The organism is Ureaplasma zalophigenitalium (genome assembly GCF_025780055.1).
Classification (GTDB): domain Bacteria; phylum Bacillota_I; class Bacilli_A; order Mycoplasmatales; family Mycoplasmoidaceae; genus Ureaplasma; species Ureaplasma zalophigenitalium.
Genome location: NZ_JAOXHJ010000048.1, coordinates 1 through 254 on the forward strand (window position 1 = coordinate 1; position 254 = coordinate 254).

At 28.0% G+C, this 254-nt stretch carries 1 protein-coding gene; it reads left to right on the top strand.

The window, feature by feature from the left end; translation table 4 throughout:
- Positions 1–254: hypothetical protein (locus tag OF365_RS03320; protein WP_263818179.1), on the top strand; the 254-nt coding region annotated here is incomplete at both ends.

The window sequence follows — 254 nt, forward strand, 5'->3', positions numbered from 1 at the left end:
TGCCACTGATTTAAAAACTGATGAGGGGATTAACAAAAAACTCTTAGAATCCAAAATCGAAAATTCTTTACAATTAGAGATCTTTCGAAACCAGTTTTTTGAACAAAACAAAGCCTGATTTGCGCCCAATTTAATTGCTAATATCGAACAATGATTTGTTGATAATTGTCAAAAGCAAGTAAATACAAGCAACATTCTTTTATTCTGATACATCATAATTAAACAATTTAAAAAAGAAATCCATAATCTTTACA